This is a genomic window from Hyphomicrobium sp. (assembly GCF_041674905.1).
Taxonomy (GTDB): Bacteria; Pseudomonadota; Alphaproteobacteria; order Rhizobiales; family Hyphomicrobiaceae; genus Hyphomicrobium_B.
Genome location: NZ_JBAYUV010000009.1, coordinates 69,522 through 88,078, shown reverse-complemented (window position 1 = coordinate 88,078; position 18,557 = coordinate 69,522). Strand labels below are relative to the sequence as shown.

Sequence of the window (18,557 nt, the reverse complement as noted above, 5' to 3'; positions counted from 1 at the left end):
GGAGCTTAACCCGGGTGGCATGAAGCCTGCTTCCTAAGCGTTCACGTTATCCAAACGGGACGCGCAGCAGCCATGTCATTGACCCTCCAGTTCAAGAATTCGCCGGCAGATCAGATCGCGGATGCCGGGATCGTCACGCGCCCGCTAGCCTTCGTCCGCGGCAAGCTGGCCGACAGGGCAGATCATGCGCGCACGCTCTCGCCGGTTTTGGTGAGCGGTAGCATTCGCTGCGCGGAATTGCTGATGTCGACGCTGCTCGGCCTCGCGATCGCACACCTGTACGTGAAAGAGACGACCGTTCTCGGCCACCCGGCCTACCTCTTCGCGACCACGCTCGTCGGCACCGCCACGATCCTCGTATTTGGCCTGCTCGATCTCTACAGCCTTCGCGCACTGTCGGCGTCCATCAAGTCTTTGCCTGCCGTGATGCTCGGCTGGACGACCGCGTTCGCGACCTTGATAGCCGCGATCTTCTTTCTGAAAATCGGCGAAGACATTTCCCGTGTCTGGCTCGCCGTCTGGTTTGTTGCCGGCGCCGCCGCCATCATGACCGGCCGGCTCGTCGCGGGATGGTACGTTCGCAACGCCGCGAACTCGGGGCGCCTCTATCAGCGCGTCGCGATTTATGGCGCCGGCCCCCTCACCGAGAATTTCATCAAGGACCTCGAAGCCGATAGCAATTCGATCGTCCGCATCGCCGGCATCTACGATGACCGCAAGGATCCCCGCGCTCCCTATCAGATCGCAGGCTACCCCCGCGTCGGCGGATTGAACGACCTCATCACCATGAGCCGCACGAAGCAGCTCGACCTCGTCGTCGTGTCCTTGCCGCTCGCCGCCGAGGATCGCCTCTCGAGCGTCGCCGGCCGTCTGTCGGTTCTTCCTGCGGACGTGAAAATGCCCGCCCGCGCAACCGACTTGCGCTTTTCGCCACGGACGTACTCTCACGTTGGATCCGTTGCCATGATCGATCTCTTCGACAAGCCCATCGCAGATTGGGACTACGTCTCGAAATGGCTGTTCGACAAAATCATCGGCACGCTCGCGCTGATCGCGCTGGCGCCGCTGATGCTGCTTGTTGCTCTGGCGGTCAAACTCGACAGCCGTGGCCCGGTCTTCTTCCGCCAGAAGCGCTACGGCTTCAATAACGAGCTGATCGAGGTCTTCAAGTTCCGCTCGATGTACGTCGACAGCTGCGATGCAACAGCCTCCAAGCTCGTGACGAAGAACGACCCGCGCGTCACCCGCGTCGGCGCCTTCCTGCGCAAATCGAGCCTTGATGAGCTGCCGCAGCTGATCAACGTCGTCAAAGGCAACCTGTCCCTCGTCGGCCCGCGCCCGCACGCGCTTCAGGCGAAGGCCGCTGGCCATCTCTACGACGAGGTCGTCGACGGATATTTCGCACGCCACAAGGTCAAGCCCGGCATCACCGGCTGGGCCCAGATCAACGGTTGGCGCGGCGAAACCGATACTGAAGAGCAGATCACGAAGCGCATCGAGCACGATCTCTACTACATCGAAAACTGGAGCGTGTTTCTCGATCTCTACATTCTGCTCAAGACGCCGTTCGCCCTGCTCGACACCGAGCGCGCATACTGAGGGTTTTGCGCGCCCGCCCGATCAGTCCCGACGAAATGGAAATACGGCTCAAATGTCCTCGACGATGACCGCCTTGGCTCCAGCCTTCCAAAATTTCAACCTGCGAACCGGTCATCGCAAAAGCGCCGCGCACCGGATCGCGCTGGCGCTCGTCTGGCTGACGATCGTCGCAAGCTCGATCGTCTTTACCGAACCCGCTCCCGTCGATGCTCTGACGATCGGCTTGATGTTTCTGCTTCCCGCCGTTGGACTGGTCGACGCCCGGCCAATGCTCTGGGCGGGCTTCGCGGTGCTCCTGACGATCACGGCATGCGGCGAGATCAGCGCGGCGATGGCGCGTGAAACCGGCATCGCCGTATCGCACATGACGGTTTCACTGTACCTGGTGGCGGCGTGCTTTCTGTTCGCGGCGTTCGTCGCCAAGGAACCGGAGAAGCACACCCGCCTCATCCTCAACGCCTATCTTCTGACGGGCATTCTCGCGGCGCTGTGCGGCGTCGCGGGCTATCTCAATCTCTTTCCCGGCGCCTTCGACCTGTTCACCCGTTACGGGCGCGCGTCGGGGCCATTCAAGGACCCGAACGTTTTCGGACCCTTCCTGGTCGCGCCTCTGCTGATGTCCTTGCATCTCTGGCTCGTCTCGCCGTTGCGGCGCGGCGTGTTTCCTTTGCTGGCTGCAGGACTGCTCGCCGTCGGCATCCTATTCAGCTTCTCGCGCGGCGCGTGGGCCGCGGCGGCGATCGGCGTCCTGATCTACGGATACGTCTACACGATCACGGCGGACACCAACCGCCAGCGCGTGAAGCTGGCCGCGCTCGTGCTGTTCGGCATGGCGGCGTTGGGAGTGATCCTGACTGCCGCGCTGCAGTCGGACGCAATCTCCGATCTCCTCGAACAGCGCGCCGCCCTTACTCAGTCCTACGACGAAGGTCCCGACGGTCGCTTCGGCGGACAGGCAAAGGCGATCGCGTTGACGCTCGAAAATCCGCTCGGCATCGGCTCGGCAAATTTCACGCGCTTTTATCATCACGAGGAAGTTCACAACGTCTACCTCAGCATGTTCCTGAATTCCGGTTGGATCGGCGGACTTCTTTATCTGATGACGTGCGTCGGCACGCTCATCGCCGGATTGCGGCACGCATTCAGGAAATCGGCGACGTCGCCGCTCTTCCTCGTCGCGTTCGCGGCACTCGCCGGAAATATCTGCGAGGGCGTGCTGATCGACAGCGATCACTGGCGGCACTTCTACCTGCTTCTTGCGATCGTGTGGGGCATGATGGCCGCGAGCCCTCGCCGAGAAAGACCTGCGCGCCTCCTCCGCGACCGGCGTCCGGTTTTGCTGCAAAAGCTGCTGCTCATTCCACAGTCGCGGCGGCAGCCGCGCATCACTGGCGCTTCGCAAAACATCGCCGCGCTTCGCCCCAATAGAAATTTGGCGGGAAAAATTCCCGGATGGCGCCCGGAACGCGGTCGGATTATTGCACCGGTGTGAGCGCCGATCCGGAAAAATCTCCCGGGCTATAATCGACACCACGTCCAGGATGCCGGACGCCCAGAGCGGTTGGCTGCGCGAGCCATGGCTGCCGTTCGCAGTCGACCGATTTTCGGCATACGGAAGTCCGCTCGGCGCATGAACCACGAAAGAAGGCCATACTTCGCTATGACGCAGATGCGTTGCGGGACGATCGATAAGCTCGGCAAGCCATATCTGCCTAAGGCTCGCCTCTTGGATCCGGACATCCAGCATTGCCGGACGGACCGCTCTCGGCTCCCTCATGGCCGCGCGGATGCTTGCCAAATATCGAAACGAACGGCCACAAACCTTGACGCCATCAAGGCTCTGCTCCAAAAAGTTACATTATTACACTACGTGGGTGAGCATTGACCGATGCCGTTGAGACGCCGCCTGCTCGTCCTCGTCGCGCTCGTCCTCGGAGCCTGCCTTCTCGTCGGTGGTGCGCTGACGTATTGGGCGGGCCTGCGCAAAATCGAGCTCGAAATGTCGTCGGCGATTGCAGTTGGCAGCAGCGCCGTCATGGACGCGCTCTCATCGATCGAGACGAGCAGCGATCCGGCAACGCAAGTCATCCGCATCGTCGGCGCGTTCGATGGCGACCGCCACCTTGTTGCCCGCCTCGTTGCTCCGGATGGCACGGTGAAGTCGGTGTCAAACCTGAAGGCCCCGGTCGATCCGCCGCCTGCCTGGCTCTACAAACTGCTTGAGGGAAACATTCACACTCAAACATTCACGCTGCCGGATAACCTTCGCCATCTCGGGAGTATCACGCTCGAAGCCGATCCTCACAACGAGGTCGGAGAGGTGTGGGAAGATCTGCAGCTCAAGTTTCTCATAATTTCGGGCTTCTGCGGCGTCGTGCTCGCCCTGATTTATGCGAGCCTCGGGCGGGCGCTCAAACCGCTCGAAGATCTGTCGGCGGCATTGAACCGTGTTGGAGAAGGCGATTATTCCGCCCACGTTGCCGAGGAAGGACCGGAAGATCTCAATCTGATCTATCGCGCTTTCAATCGCATGGCGGACCGACTGCGGACATCGGAAGAACAGAACCAACGGCTCAACGAGCAGCTCTCGACCGTCCAGGAGGAAGAGCGGTCCGAGATCGCGCGCGACCTTCACGACGAGATCGGGCCGTTTCTGTTCGCAGTCGACGTCGATGCGCAGTCCATTCCGATTCTGCTCGCTCGCAATGCCACCGACGACGTTGCAGGCCGGGCGGGCGCGATTCGGCAATCGGTCCAGCACATGCAGGTGCATCTGCGCGGTATTCTCAGCCGCCTGCGTCCCGCAATGCTGATCGATCAGGGTTTGACGCACGCCATCGAACACCTCGTGGCCTTCTGGCGCACGCGCCGCCCCGCCATTGCCTTCCACACCGATATCGACGACGCGCGCTTCTCCGCGCACATCGAAGAAGCCGCGTTTCGCATTCTGCAGGAAGGCACGAGCAACGCCATTCGTCACGGCAAACCGTCAAAAATCGGCCTGTACGCGAACCGCACGCCGGAAGGCGCGCTGCGCATCGTCGTCTCGGACGACGGGACCGGCATCACGGCTGGCGCCAAGCGCGGGTTCGGTCTCGTCGGAATGCGCGAACGCGTTGCGGCTCTCGATGGCACGTTGGAAATCACAACCTCAAAGGAGGAAAAGGGCGTCATGCTGATCGCCAAAATCCCGCTTCCCGCGGAGCGCCGCGCAAAAACAGATGACAACAAAAAAGCTACGAGTGCAGCATGAAAATACTCATTGTCGACGATCACGGCGTTGTGCGCGAAGGCCTGAAAAGGTTGTTTGTCGCGCACTTCGATGCGCAGGTCTTTGAAGCCGTGGAAATCGAAGAAGGGCTCGCCATCTATGCGCGCGAACGTCCCGATATCGTCGTCCTCGACCTGAACCTCGAAGGTGCCGGAGGGCTCGAGTTGCTGCGGCGCGTGCAATCGATCGACAATGGCGCGCGCGTCGTCGTGTTCAGCATGCACCATGAGCCGATCTATGCGGTTCGCGCGCTCCGCGGCGGCGCCCGCGGCTACGTCAGCAAAAGCGCGCCCGTCGAAGAACTCATCGCTGCGATAAAGAAGGTGCGTGGCGGCGAACAGTATATCGACCGCGACCTCGCCTCGCGCATCGCCGTCAGCCAGATCTCAACCGACGATCCGCTGCAGTCCTTGTCGATCCGTGAAGTCGAAATTCTGCGCATGCTCGGTCAGGGCAAGAGCATGACGGCCATCTCGGAAAGTCTCGGCATCGCCTACAAGACCGTTGCCAACATCTGCACGCAGATGAAGGTCAAGCTCGGCGTCGACCGCACAGCCGACCTTATCCGTCTCGCCATCGAAACGCTGAAAACCTGACGTTCAAAAAACCGGCGCCCGCATCCCCTTTCCAAAACTTGAAAAGGGATGCGGGCGCCGGAATGAACTCACGGCAAAACGATTTACTTGGTTCCAGCCGTCGCCTTGATGTTGTCGAGGCCTGCGTTGAAAATCCCCTCGATGACGTCGTGCGCTTCCTTGTTAGTCTTGCCGTTGGCATCGAACGTCGCCGACCATGCGAAATTGATCTCGTCCTCATCGTCGTCATCCGGCGTCAGCGCGAACTGAGCCTGATAATTCTTGACCGGCAACGGGCTTTCCAGAATTTCGTAGCGATAGAAGTTCGGCTTTTCATCAAGAAGCTTCTCCTTGATCTTGCCGCCGTCCTTCAACGTCAGAACGCGAATCTTCGCGCCGTCTTCCGTGCTTTCCTCGCAGTTGGCGACGGCCGGATGCCAATCCTTCAACGCGCACCATCCGCCGAACTGCGTCCAGAGCCGCGTCCGCTCCTCATCCATCTTCTTGGGATCAACCTTGAGCTCGAGCTTTTTACCGACTGCGACGGCGGCGGCGTTCGCAGCCGGAAGACCCGAGAACACACCCGCAAGCGCCACAACACCGGCAACCGCGATGCCCTGAACAAACTTCATCGTGCCACTCCCATTTTTTTTGCTCGCTCGCTCTTACGAGAAAAGCGCCAGAACGCGGCTTCACAACCGCGTTACTTTATTACAATGAAACCGCAGAACAAGCATCGCACGCGAGGAGATCAGGGAGCTATTTCCCGCCAAGCCATAACGGCCGGCAAAAAAGCGGAGCTACCCCGATCCCGATCCCTGCGAAACCGGGGCGCTCCTGCTTTTCACCACAGCATTGGGGGCAGTCGCACTCAGGGGAAGTGCGTGCTGTGGCTGGTGTGATACCGGCGAGCGGCGCAAAGGGTTTCAATCATACGTCAAAAACCTAAGTAGCCCGTTCTGGCCTCACCTTGGAACTCGCGACTGTTTCATCAGTTCTTTCTTTAAGGGAAAGGCCGCGAATTTTGCGCGATCTTGGTCGCCAGTTTTGGAGGAATGATGAAACGCCACGCATGCCCCATCGTCTTTGCAAGCGTTCTTGCCATCGCGCTTCCAGCTGCCGCTTATGCCGCTGACGTCACCGTCGATATCAATAAAATCACACCCGGCGGCATTGGGGAAAAGCTCGGCACAGCCACCATTTCCGAAAAGTCAGGCGGCGGACTTCAAATCAAAGTCGACATGATTGGCGTAACGCCCGGAGAGCATGGCTTCCATGTTCACACCTCCGGCGACTGCGCAGCGCAGACAAAAGACGGAAAAGCGCAGGCCGGACTTGCTGCTGGCCCTCACTATGATCCCGCTTCCTCAAAGAGCCACAAAGGTCCGACGGGCAGGGGTCACAAGGGCGATCTGCCATTTCTGACAGCGACCGATAAAGGCATCAACGTCGTCGTATCGGCACCCCATCTTTCGCTGGCCGACGTCCGTGGCCGCACTCTCATGGTGCACGAGGGCGGAGACAATTACACCGATCATCCCGAGAACGGCGGCGGCAAAGCGCGCATCGCCTGCGGTGTCGTTCCGAAAGGCTAGCAGATCATGCAGAACCATTTTCGATGGACGTTTGCGACCACGCTCGCAGGCTTCGCTCTGTTGACGGCGTCGGCAGTAAGCCTGGCTCAGACTCCTGGCCCGAAATCGCCTGATGCGCATAACCCAGCTGCGGAACAGCAAACGCCCGCTAAACCCGACGAGCCGCTCAGCGAGAAGCTGGATAAGAACGAGGGCGTGCTGGTTCCACCCAGCGGCGTTGATCCCAAGATCCACATAGACCCGCCTGCCGAGACGGGCGATCGCATGCCGGTGATCGTTCCACCAGGCGAGCCCGGCGGCAATCAGCAGATCCAGCCGAAATAGACCGCGCGGTGCATGCCTTCGAGCAACCGCGCAATCGGAACGATACGCGGGCTATTTCGCGCTTGGCGTGATGGTCGAGGTTTCGATCATCGACGGCGCTCGCGGACCGGGATCGGCCGCCATCTCGACGCTCTTCGGCGCCTCATCGCGCACGCGCTGAAGAAAGCTATCGAGGCTCGACCCCCAGATGTCCCAGCCTTGGCGATCGTCGGCGATCGAATGTCCTTCGTTGCCGTAAGGCGGAAGAATGTGCTCTTCGACGCTGCCGCCCGCATTGCTCCACGTTCGCGCCAGATCTTCCGCAAGCTTAGGACCGAAATAACTATCGTTCCTGGCGTAGAACCAGATGGTCGGCTCCTGTGCATGGCTTGCATAGCGGTGCGCCGCCGAGAGCAGCGCGGCCCGATCGCAGATCGCGTTCAACTCACCATAAGCATGACCGCCCCGGCCGCCGGCGAAATTCACGATCGCCTGGACTTGCGGCAGGTTGCGCGCCGACAACGCGAGCGACGCCCACCCGCCTGTCGACACGCCAACAACGATGACGCCGTCACGCGCAATGAACGGCTGCCCGGTCATGTAGTTGACCGCCGCTTCGATATCATCCGCCGCGACATTTCCCGACGCGTAGTGATCGGGATGCGCGCAGTTGCCGATCGCCTCCGCCAATGGTCCGCCCGTCGCGCCGTGTCCGCGCCGTTGCGGCAACACGACGACATAACCGCGATCGACGAACCAACGCGACAAATAATAATAAACGGGCATCGACACCGAGAGCCGCGTCGCTTCATCCGTGCCATGATTGATCACGACGAGCGGCCGCCGTTTATCTTCGCCGGAGGGATCGGCATCGGGACGGAAGACTGTCGCGCGCATCGCAACGTTTGCGTCGCCGCTCGGCAAGACCCAAAGCTGCTCGCGCATGCGCGAGCCCTCGGGGCCGAATGCACCGAACATGCGCTCGGACGAAATCGATGCCGATGGAACGAATGTTAGGGCAAGAAGCCCAATCCATAGTAAAGCCAGACCCATCACCGGGCCCGGAGCTTCCCCCCGCGCACAATTCATCTATCCGTAATCCCCCGAGTCTGCGCCTTGCGCAGACCGCATTGGAGCTTGCGGTCAAACACGCGTCAAGCGGCAATTCGGCACCCGCTTTTGTGAGCGCCCTCAAGAGATTCCACCGCAATCGGGCTCTCGCCCTGTACGCGCTGACACGAAGTTGCCAAATTCCCCCACCCTCGCGGAAAGATCTCGGCTGAGCTCGCTGCGAAGTTCTCCCAGGCATCCGTTTCGCGAATCGAAATCCACCGTCGATTGCCGCGACTGAACAATTCGCAGATTGCGGGCAGGAGGCGGCTCTGCCGACTTTGTCGTGAAAAAAAATACAGATCCGTCATTGCCGGCGTGACCGCCTAGCGAGGCGGCGAGAAGGTCATCATGGCCTAGCGAAACAACGGTTATGGAAGGACGGTTCGGCGCGAATTACGCCGCCGCCGTGCGCAGATGTGCCTTCGTATCGAAGAACAAAGCCTGGCTGATGATCGCCATTACGGTTTCCCGTTGAAACGGCTTCGAGATCAGAAACGTCGGCTCGGGTCGCGCCCCTGTCAGCACGCGTTCCGGATACGCCGTAATGAAGATGATGGGCACTTCCCCTTCCGCGACGATTTCTTTCACCGCGTCGAGGCCGCTGCTGCCGTCCGCAAGCTTGACGTCCGCGAGGATAAGCCCAGGCTTCTGACGTTTGACGGCTGAAAGGGCCTCCGTCTTGGTGGTCGCGACATCCTGCACCGAATGGCCGAGACTTGTAACGATCGTTTCCAGATCCATCGCGATCAATAGCTCGTCCTCGATGATAAGGACATTCGTCGCAACCTGATGCGCGATTTCCTGGCCCGCGATATCGAGCAAGCTCTCGATGTCCCGTTCTCCGACTTCCAGAATCGTCGCAGCTTCCGCCGCGGTGAACCCTTCGACCGCAACGAGAAGAAAGGCCTGGCGCGGCAAGGAGCTGATTGAGTTGATGCGGCGCTGCGCGACAGCCACCGACGCTTGCGCTTCTTCCGCGTCCGCCGGCGATAGCCGGACGGAATTCCACACCCTCAGAAACAAATGATAGAGCGCTACCCGCGGCGGCACGTGCGTCGGGAAATCTGACGGTGTCGACACCAGACTTTCAAGCAAAGTGGCAACATAAGCGTCCCCACTCTCCTGCGCTCCCGTCAGCGACCGCGCGAAGCGCCTGAGATATGGCAAATGAGGACGGATTGTTTGGGCAATCGACATAACACTGCACCTCCCGAGCCGACCTACAGGTGAAGAGCCGGATCAACCGATCCGTTCCCGCGGCCAAACTGCACCACTACCTCAACGTCTGTCCGCAGCGATAGTTCCGAAGCGGAACAAATTCTTCTGGCTTGAGTTGGCCAATCAGGAGCGCCTCGAATATGGGAAACAACTTTGTCTCTAGCGAGGCCGGAAAAATCAGTGACGTCAGGTTTTTGATGATGCAACAGCGCTTGAGCGCGCCGGACGGACCGACGCGAAACCAAGATACTTTTTGCGAGCAGGAACCACCAGCCGAGCCCGAAGCACGGGATGCTATCACCCGTCTGCCAGGAATCGCGACGCAACTCATCGGAGAGCGCATGCGCACCATGTATGCCTCGATGGTGCGCGAGCCGGTTCCCGACGACCTCCTCAATCTCATCCGCCAGCTCGAAGCCAAGGAGGCGTCCGAGTGACGGAAACTCCAAGCTTCGGAGATGCACTGATCGCGGCCATGCCCAATATGCGGGCGTTCGCGCACTCCCTCTGTGGCGACGCTCAGCTCTCGAACGATCTCGTTCAAGAAACACTGCTTAAAGCTTGGGCGCACAAGGATTCCTTCGTGCCCGATTCAAATCTCAAGGCTTGGCTGTTCACCATTCTGCGCAACACATATTTTACGCATTATCGAAAATCTCAGCGCGAGGAATTGGACCAGGATCATGCCGCGCTCAACGCCAGCGTACCGCCGACACAGCTCACTCAGCTCGAATTCGACGACATGCGTCGCGCGTTGATGCGGCTTTCCCCCGATCATCGGGAAGCACTGTTGCTCATTACGGCGGAGGGCTTCTCATATGAAGACGCTGCACGCGTGTGCGGCTGCGCGGTGGGCACAATGAAAAGCCGGGTCAATCGCGCCAGAAGCCGACTGGTCGACGAGACGTCGGGACAATCGCCGATGAAAGAACATGCGGAGCAACATCGCCCCGGAAATACGCCCCCGGCCAAAAGTTCAAGCCGCTAAGCAAGGCAAAATACGCATTTATCACAATATCCAATAAGCCCCACTGCCGCCGCCTTCTTCAAGGTTTATCCAGCCGCCGGACAAATACTGTCGGCGTAACTGAGTATACCTAAAATCGCATGGGAACTAATCCGCGCCACGGGCGTTCAAGAACGTTTAGGCTGCGGTTCTGAGGGGAAGAATAAGGAATGTCGGATCAGATCGGTACGGTCGGAGTCGAACACGTCGTAACCGGATCCAATGCGGTGCTTGTAGAGATGCTTCACGCCCTGCAAGCCGTACGAGGAGGAGACTTCACCGTCAGGCTGCGAACCGACTGGGAAGGACTGCCGGGCAAGATCGCCGACGTCTTCAACGATATCGTATCGACCAACCAGCGCATGGCCGGCCAGCTCGATCGTGTCGGCCAGGTCGTCGGCAAGGAAGGGTTGACGAACCAGCGCGTCAAGCTCGGGCTCGCCCATGGCGCCTGGGGCGAAATGGAGGACTCGGTCAATTCGCTGATCGATGATCTGCTGCGCCCAACGGCCGAGGTGACCCGGACGATCGCCGCCGTCGCGCAAGGCGATTTGCTGCGGCCCATGCGGCTCGACGTCGATGGACGCCCTCTTAAAGGTGAGTTCCTGCGCTCGGCAACGATCGTCAACACGATGATCAAGCAGCTCTCGATCTTTACGTCCGAGGTGACGCGCGTGGCGCGCGAGGTCGGGACGGACGGCAAGCTCGGTGGCCAGGCACAAATCCGCGAGGTGACGGGCGTCTGGAAAGACCTGACCGACAGCGTGAACTCGATGGCGTCAAATCTCACGGCGCAAGTCCGCAACATCGCCGAGGTAACGATCGCCGTTGCCAACGGCGACCTTTCGAAAAAGATCACCGTCGACGTGCGCGGCGAAATTCTGCAGTTGAAGGAAGCCATCAACACGATGGTCGAGCAGCTTCGCTCGTTCGCAGCGGAAGTCACGCGCGTCGCGCGCGAAGTCGGCACAGAGGGCCGCCTCGGCGGACAGGCCGTCGTGCCCGGTGTCGGCGGTACGTGGAAAGACTTGACCGACAACGTCAACCTGCTCGCGGCCAACCTCACGACGCAAGTCCGCAACATCGCGGAAGTGACGACCGCCGTCGCGCGTGGCGACCTTTCGCGCAAGATCACGGTCGACGTCAAAGGCGAAATCCTCGAGCTGAAAAACACCATCAACACGATGGTCGATCAGCTCAACGGCTTTGCATCCGAGGTAACGCGCGTCGCACGCGAGGTCGGAACCGAGGGACGCCTCGGCGGCCAGGCAACCGTGCCCGGAGTTGCTGGCACATGGAAAGACCTGACCGACAACGTCAACTCGATGGCCGGCAACTTGACGGGCCAGGTCCGCAACATCGCCGACGTCGCGACCGCCATCGCACGCGGCGACTTGTCGAAGAAAATCACCGTCAACGTCTCCGGAGAAATTCTGCAGCTGAAGGAAACCATCAACACGATGGTCGATCAGCTGAACGGCTTTGCGTCGGAAGTGACGCGCGTCGCCCGCGAGGTCGGAACCGAAGGCAAGCTTGGCGGTCAGGCCGACGTGCGTGGCGTCGCCGGGACATGGAAAGATCTTACCGACAGCGTCAACTCGATGGCCTCGAACCTGACAACGCAGGTGCGCAACATCGCCGAGGTATCGACTGCCATCGCATCCGGCGACCTTTCAAAGAAGATTGACGTCGACGTGCGCGGCGAGGTGCTCGAACTGAAGGAAACCATCAATACGATGGTCGATCAGTTGAACGCGTTCGCTGGCGAAGTCACGCGCGTTGCCCGCGAAGTTGGAACCGACGGCAAGCTCGGCGGCCAAGCGCAGGTTCCGGGTGTGGCGGGAACATGGAAAGACCTGACCGACAACGTCAACTCGATGGCCTCGAACCTGACGGCACAGGTCCGCAACATCGCGGAAGTGACGACCGCCGTCGCGCGCGGCGACCTTTCGCGCAAGATCACCGTCGACGTCAAAGGCGAAATCCAGGAGCTTAAAGACACCATCAACACGATGGTCGACCAGCTGAACGGATTCGCATCCGAGGTGACGCGCGTCGCACGCGAGGTCGGAACGGAAGGCCGCCTCGGAGGTCAGGCGCAGGTCTCGGGCGTTGCTGGCACTTGGAAAGACCTGACCGACAACGTCAACTTCATGGCCGGCAACCTGACCGCACAGGTGCGCAACATCGCCGAGGTCGCGACCGCCATCGCTTCGGGCGATCTTTCGAAAAAGATCACCGTCGACGTGCGCGGCGAAATCCTGCAATTGAAAGAAACGCTGAACACGATGGTCGAGCAGCTGCGCTCGTTCGCAGCCGAAGTCACGCGCGTCGCTCGCGAGGTCGGCACCGAAGGCCGGCTCGGCGGACAGGCCGTCGTGCCCGGCGTCGGCGGAACATGGAAAGACTTGACGGACAACGTCAACCTGCTGGCCGCCAACCTGACGACGCAAGTCCGCAACATCGCGGAAGTCACGACCGCAGTTGCGCGTGGCGACCTCTCGCGCAAGATCACCGTCGACGTCAAAGGCGAAATCCTCGAACTCAAGAACACCATCAACACGATGGTCGATCAGTTGAACGGCTTTGCGTCCGAGGTAACGCGCGTCGCCCGCGAGGTCGGCACCGAAGGCCGCCTCGGCGGACAGGCCACGGTGCCCGGCGCTGGTGGCACCTGGAAAGACTTGACCGATACCGTCAACGTGATGGCGGCCAATCTGACGGAACAGGTTCGCGGCATCGTCAAAGTCGTGACCGCGGTCGCCGAAGGCGATTTGAAGCCGAAGCTCACCGTCAAATCGAAGGGCGAAGTTGCAGCACTCGCCGATACCATCAATGCGATGACCGAAACGCTCGCGATTTTCGCCGATCAGGTAACGACGGTGGCGCGCGAGGTCGGCGTCGAAGGACGCCTTGGCGGACAGGCGAGCGTTCCAGGCGCGGCAGGTACGTGGAAAGACTTGACCGGCAACGTCAATCTCCTTGCCGACAATCTCACCAACCAAGTGCGCGCCATCGCCGAGGTGACGACGGCCGTGACGAAAGGCGACCTCACCCGTTCCATCCAGGTCGAAGCACGCGGCGAAGTGGCCGAACTGAAGGACTACATCAACACGATGATCGGCAACCTCCGTCTCACGACGGAGCGCAACACGGAAGAAGACTGGCTGAAGACAAACCTCGCGCGCTTCACCAGCATGCTGCAGGGCCAACGCGATCTCGTAACGGTCGGCAAGAAACTCCTCTCGGAGCTTGTCCCTCTCGTCAACGCACACCAGGGCGTGATCTATCAGTTCGATGCGACCACCGAAAATCAGCTGAAGCTGCTCGCGAGGTATGCCGACGATTTGGGTTCCGGCTACCCCGATCGGCTCGAATTCGGATCGGGCCTCATCGGTCAGTGCGCACTCGAAAAACAACGCCGCCTGCTGAGTAAAATTCCGGAGACTGCGGTTCCCATCGACACCGTTGTATTCAAAGCGGTTCCTCGCAGCGTCATCGTTTTGCCGATCACGTTCGAGGATCGAATCAAGGCCGTCATTTCTCTGAGCTCGCTACACGACTTCGAGCCGGCACACCTGACATTCCTCGAACAACTGACGATGGGCATCGGTATTGTCTTGAACAGTATCGAGGCGACGATGCAGACCGAAGAACTCCTGACGCAATCGCAGGAGCTTGCCGGCGAGCTTCAAGAGCAGCAGAAGGCGCTGCAAAAAACCAACGAGGAGCTGGCCCAGAAAGCCCAGCAGCTTGCCGAGCGCAACGTCGAAGTCGAACGCAAAAATGAGGAAATAGACCAGGCCCGCCGCGCCGTCGAAGAAAAGGCAGCCGAGCTTGCGCTGACATCGCGCTACAAATCGGAATTCCTCGCAAACATGTCGCATGAGCTTCGAACGCCGCTGAACAGCATCCTCATCCTCGGCCAGCAGCTGAGCGATAATCCCGACCGCAACCTCTCCGAACGTCAGGTCGAGTTCGCTCGCACCATTCACGGTGCCGGAACGGACCTTCTGAACCTGATCAGCGACATTCTCGATCTCTCGAAAATCGAGTCGGGAACGGTTTCCGTCGACGCCGAGGAAGTAAGTTTTAATGGCGTCCTCGAAGCGATCGCGCGGCCCTTCCGTCACGAGGCCGAACGCCGCGATCTTGCTTTCGAGATGAACTTCGACCCCGATCTCGGACGGACGCTCTATACGGACTCCAAGCGCCTGCAGCAGGTTTTGAAGAACCTGCTGTCGAACGCATTCAAGTTCACTCGCCAAGGCTACGTACGTTTGTCGGTCAAGCCAGCGACGGCCAAATGGGGGCCGGATCATCCGACACTCGCCGACGCGCAGACCGTCGTTGCCTTCGAGGTCGACGACTCTGGCATTGGCATTCAAGCAGACAAGCAGAAGATTATTTTCGAAGCATTCCAGCAGGCCGATGCCAGCACGAGCCGCAAATACGGCGGCACCGGCCTCGGCCTCGCGATCAGCCGCGAGCTGGCGCATCTTCTCGGCGGCGAAATCCAGCTGCGCAGCGAGCCCGGCAAAGGCAGCACGTTTACACTCTATATTCCCCTTCGCTATGCCGCTCCCGCCGTCGAAACGCGATCGAAGGCGGATCAAACATCCCCGGCGCGGGCTCCAATTCAGCCGACCAAGACGGAATCGATCGACGACGATCGCGACGCAATCGTCGCCGGAGATCAAGTTCTTCTCGTCGTCGAGGACGATCCGAGGTATGCAAAAATTCTCATCGACGCGGCGCGCGAGACGGGCTTCAAAGGCATTGTCTGCCATCGCGGCGTCGATGCCCTGTCGCTCGCGACGGATTACAATCCGACCGCAATTTCTCTCGACATCCATTTGCCAGACATTCTCGGCTGGTCGGTTTTGAGCCAGCTCAAGCACAATTCACTGACGCGCCACATCCCGGTACAGGTCGTGACGCTGGATGACGATCGCCACCACGGCCTCGCACGCGGCGCCTTCTCATATCTGACGAAGCCGCTTCAGCCTGAGACACTGAAAGCCGCGTTGCGGCGCATCGCGGAATTTGCGAAGGCCCCGAGCAAGCGGCTTCTCATCGTCGATGACGATTCCGCCGAACGCATGAGCATCGCCGAGTTGCTGAAAAACGATGACGTCGAAATCCTGACGGCCGCCGATGGCGCCGACGCGCTCAAGGCGCTGAAGGAACATTCTATCGATTGCGTCGTGCTCGATCTGAAGTTGCCGGACATGTCCGGCTTCGAGATTCTCGAGCAAATGTGCGGATCACCCGCCATGCGCGACATTCCCGTCGTCGTGTTTACCGGTCGCGAGCTTTCCAACGAGGAAGACCACAAAATCCGCCAGCTGGCGCGCACCGTCGTCGTCAAAGGCGTCGAATCGCCCGAACGCCTATTGGATGAAACGGCCTTGTTCCTGCATCGCGTGATCGCGGCTCTTCCCGCCGAAAAGCGTGAGCTTCTGTCCCGGCTGCACGGCACCGACGACTATCTCGTCGGGCGTAAGGTTCTGCTCGTAGATGACGATGCCCGCAATATTTTTGCGTTAAGCAGCCTGCTGGAACGCCGGGGAATGAACGTTTTAACGGCGACGACAGGGCGCGAAGCCATAGAAACGCTGAATTCGACGGATGTATCTATCGTGCTGATGGATATCATGATGCCGGAAATGGATGGCTATCAGACGATGCAGCGCATTCGCGGCAGCGACAAACATCAGCGCTTGCCCATTATCGCGCTGACCGCGAAGGCGATGAAAGGCGATCGCGAGAAATGCCTTGAAGCCGGCGCTTCGGACTATCTCGCAAAACCCGTTGATACGGAACAACTGTTGTCGGCGTTGCGCATGTGGCTACATCGGTGAGGGGGACAACCGTGGCTTTAGAAATTTTCGATGAAACCGTCAACATCCTGCTTGTCGACGACCAGCCTGGAAAACTTCTTGCTTATGAAGCCATCCTCGATGGCGTCAACGCAAACCTCATCAAGGCCACAACCGCCGAAGAAGCATTGACAGCGCTTCTCAAAACCGAAATCGCCGTCATCCTGATGGATGTCTGCATGCCCGACCTCGACGGGTTCGAACTTGCCGCAATGATCCGTAACCATCCTCGCCATGAAAAAACTGCGGTAATCTTCATCTCAGCCGTTCGCCTCGAAACCGACGATCTTTTGGAGGGCTATCGCACCGGCGCCGTCGATTACGTGCCCGTCCCCGTCGTTCCCGAAATTCTCAAAGCGAAAGTGCAGATTTTCGTCGAATTGCACCGCAAAAGCCGGCAGCTCGATACGCTCAACGCCGAACTCGAGGCGCGCGTCAGGCAGCGTACCGAACAGCTTGAACAGTCCCATGCCATGCTGCAGCAGAGCGAAGAGAGGTTGCGCCTCGCCAGCGAGGCAGCGCGCCTTGGGACCTTCGAATACGACCAGTCCGAGCAGGATCTTCAATGGTCGCAGAATATAGCTGAAATTCTCCATGTTTCCGTACCTGAACACCAGCGCTTCGAGAACTTCATCGATCTCGTAAATGCCGATGATCGCGACGCCGTGCGCAGCTATTTCAGAGCGGCGAATTTCGCCGAGACGACCGCTGAGCTTGAGTTCCGGATCAACGGAATCCGCGGTGTCACCTGGGTTCTCACCCGCGCACGCGCGTTCCAAACTGGCAGCGGCGGGGCCACGCGCGTCATTGGAACGCTCCTCGATATTACCGAACGGAAGTCAGCCGATAGCCATCAACAGCTTCTGATGGCCGAGCTTGATCATCGCGTAAAAAACATCCTCGCCAACGTCGCTGCGATTGCCCGGCTTTCAAGCTCCAACGCCACATCGATCGACACCTTCGCATCGGCTCTCGATGGGCGAATTCACGCAATGTCGGCAGCTCACGATCTCCTGCGCCAGAGCAGTTGGACCGGTGTCGATCTCCACAAACTGGTTGCCGGCGCATTGGAACCCTTCAGGTCCCGGACCGACAACGACATCGTGATCGAGGGCGAGCGCGTGCGCCTGACATCGAAGTTCGCTCAGTCGATGGCGCTCGTTCTGCATGAACTCGCAACCAATGCCGTGAAACACGGAGCGCTATCGGCATCCGGCGGCAGGGTTTCCGTCGGCTGGTCGCGCGTCAACACACCCGACGGCGAGAAGATTAAATTCGGATGGAAGGAACGCGGCGGCCCACCATGCGCAAAGCCGATCCGAAAGGGCTTCGGCCTGACGGTCATCCGCAGCGCCTCATCCGAATGCGGCGGTCAAGCAAACATGGAATTGTCCGAGGAAGGGTTCGATTTCAGCTTCGAAGGCGACCTCTCGGCGCGCACGCAGATGGTCAGCCAGCGCCATATCTCGATCGTGCAGAAACCAAGAACCGCTCCGGCCACCGCCGCGGCACCGCAGTCCTCAGGCTGCAAGATTCTTCTTATCGAGGACGAAGCCCTGATCGCGATGCAGCTGAAGCTCGACCTTGAAGAATATGGGCACGTGGTCATCGGACCGATCGCGCAACTCTCGGAAGCACTACGCGTCGCGGCAGATTCCGAATTCGACATTGCCCTGATCGACATCAATCTCGGAGCCGACAACAGCGCGCCGGTCGCAGAAATCCTGGATCGGCGACACATTCCTTTCGCCTTTACCACGGGCTACAATGACCTGATTTTCATGCCGCCGCTTTTGCGTGACTATCCGCATCTGACCAAGCCTTACAATCCCGCCGATGTGAAGGATCTCGTCGCGGAACTTCAGCGTCAAGCCTTCGAACGTGCCGCTCCATCGCACGACGACGCAAACCAGGTCGCTTGACGCGACGCCCTTTACTTGACGCGCCGAACGATGACTACGGCAATCCTCTCTAGACTGACGATCGCAACAAATA

General features: G+C 59.8%; 13 protein-coding genes. 10 read left to right on the top strand and 3 right to left on the bottom strand.

The annotated features are described in order from the left end of the window. Positions 1 to 72 precede the first annotated feature (72 nt). From WC026_RS05985 to WC026_RS05970, 4 genes are all read left to right on the top strand, one after another. Positions 73 to 1,599: an undecaprenyl-phosphate glucose phosphotransferase gene (locus WC026_RS05985; protein WP_372709921.1), complete on the top strand. Its 1,527-nt coding sequence runs from the start codon at positions 73 to 75 to the stop codon at positions 1,597 to 1,599. A gap of 52 nt (positions 1,600 to 1,651) precedes the next feature. Beyond that, the gene (locus WC026_RS05980) at positions 1,652 to 3,091 is read left to right on the top strand and encodes an O-antigen ligase family protein (protein WP_372709920.1); all 1,440 of its coding nucleotides are present in this window, start codon (positions 1,652 to 1,654) and stop codon (positions 3,089 to 3,091) included. 396 nt (positions 3,092 to 3,487) lie between these two features. Continuing rightward, positions 3,488 to 4,852 (top strand): HAMP domain-containing protein, encoded by a 1,365-nt coding sequence (locus WC026_RS05975; protein ID WP_372709919.1) that lies wholly within the window; start codon positions 3,488 to 3,490, stop codon positions 4,850 to 4,852. Beyond that, the gene (locus WC026_RS05970; protein WP_372709918.1) at positions 4,849 to 5,466 is read left to right on the top strand and encodes a response regulator; all 618 of its coding nucleotides are present in this window, start codon (positions 4,849 to 4,851) and stop codon (positions 5,464 to 5,466) included. The genes WC026_RS05975 and WC026_RS05970 overlap by 4 nt, the downstream gene beginning before the upstream one ends. Positions 5,467 to 5,549: 83 nt before the next feature. Here WC026_RS05970 and WC026_RS05965 read toward each other — a convergent pair whose 3' ends face one another. After that, on the bottom strand, positions 5,550 to 6,077 hold the full coding sequence (locus WC026_RS05965; RefSeq protein ID WP_372709917.1) for an SRPBCC family protein: 528 nt from the start codon (positions 6,075 to 6,077) through the stop codon (positions 5,550 to 5,552). 426 nt (positions 6,078 to 6,503) lie between these two features. Between WC026_RS05965 and WC026_RS05960 the strand changes: the two genes are divergently transcribed. Continuing rightward, the gene (locus tag WC026_RS05960) at positions 6,504 to 7,040 is read left to right on the top strand and encodes a superoxide dismutase family protein (RefSeq protein ID WP_372709916.1); all 537 of its coding nucleotides are present in this window, start codon (positions 6,504 to 6,506) and stop codon (positions 7,038 to 7,040) included. A 6-nt stretch (positions 7,041 to 7,046) separates the two neighbouring features. Then, a complete protein-coding gene (locus tag WC026_RS05955; protein ID WP_372709915.1) occupies positions 7,047 to 7,364 on the top strand; it encodes a hypothetical protein in 318 nt (105 codons plus the stop codon). A gap of 51 nt (positions 7,365 to 7,415) precedes the next feature. Here WC026_RS05955 and WC026_RS05950 read toward each other — a convergent pair whose 3' ends face one another. Continuing rightward, positions 7,416 to 8,432 carry a dienelactone hydrolase family protein gene (locus WC026_RS05950; RefSeq protein WP_372709914.1) on the bottom strand — a complete coding sequence of 339 codons (1,017 nt, stop codon included), beginning with the start codon at positions 8,430 to 8,432 and terminating at the stop codon, positions 7,416 to 7,418. Positions 8,433 to 8,849: 417 nt separating this feature from the next. Beyond that, positions 8,850 to 9,653: a response regulator gene (locus tag WC026_RS05945; protein WP_372709913.1), complete on the bottom strand. Its 804-nt coding sequence runs from the start codon at positions 9,651 to 9,653 to the stop codon at positions 8,850 to 8,852. Between the two features lie 161 nt (positions 9,654 to 9,814). Between WC026_RS05945 and WC026_RS05940 the strand changes: the two genes are divergently transcribed. From WC026_RS05940 to WC026_RS05925, 4 genes are all read left to right on the top strand, one after another. After that, positions 9,815 to 10,111: a NepR family anti-sigma factor gene (locus WC026_RS05940; RefSeq protein ID WP_372709912.1), complete on the top strand. Its 297-nt coding sequence runs from the start codon at positions 9,815 to 9,817 to the stop codon at positions 10,109 to 10,111. Then, positions 10,108 to 10,662: a sigma-70 family RNA polymerase sigma factor gene (locus WC026_RS05935; protein ID WP_372709911.1), complete on the top strand. Its 555-nt coding sequence runs from the start codon at positions 10,108 to 10,110 to the stop codon at positions 10,660 to 10,662. The genes WC026_RS05940 and WC026_RS05935 overlap by 4 nt, the downstream gene beginning before the upstream one ends. A gap of 257 nt (positions 10,663 to 10,919) precedes the next feature. Continuing rightward, positions 10,920 to 16,544 carry a HAMP domain-containing protein gene (locus WC026_RS05930; RefSeq protein ID WP_372709938.1) on the top strand — a complete coding sequence of 1,875 codons (5,625 nt, stop codon included), beginning with the start codon at positions 10,920 to 10,922 and terminating at the stop codon, positions 16,542 to 16,544. An 11-nt stretch (positions 16,545 to 16,555) separates the two neighbouring features. Continuing rightward, positions 16,556 to 18,484: an HWE histidine kinase domain-containing protein gene (locus WC026_RS05925; protein ID WP_372709910.1), complete on the top strand. Its 1,929-nt coding sequence runs from the start codon at positions 16,556 to 16,558 to the stop codon at positions 18,482 to 18,484. The last annotated feature ends 73 nt before the right edge of the window (positions 18,485 to 18,557 follow it).